At 54.9% G+C, this 266-nt stretch carries 1 pseudogene; it reads right to left on the reverse strand.

Annotated features, from left to right (window positions below):
* Window positions 1-41: 41 nt before the first annotated feature.
* Window positions 42-266: pseudogene (locus SB764_RS41055) on the reverse strand (hypothetical protein); the annotation flags it as partial.

Below are 266 nucleotides of genomic sequence, written 5' to 3' on the forward strand. Positions count from 1 at the left end.
CGATCATGCTTGTGCTTTGTGTGGCGCCGACGTCATTCGCATTATAGGCGGTCACCGGCAATTACCAGAAATAGCTTCACGCCGGCGAACTGCTTGTAGTGTTCGAAAACGGTAGGGTGTAGTTCGACTGCCCCATCGTCGCGGATCCAAAGCAGATGATTGTCATAGAGAGCATGGAGGTCCTTGCGCAACAGGTAGCCGTCGCTCGCACTGTTGTGGCCCAGCTTCCAGTTGCGCCCATGCTTGTGTGCAGCATCCAATGCCTT

The organism is Paraburkholderia sp. SIMBA_027, from assembly GCF_046535315.1.
GTDB lineage: Bacteria > Pseudomonadota > Gammaproteobacteria > Burkholderiales > Burkholderiaceae > Paraburkholderia > Paraburkholderia tropica.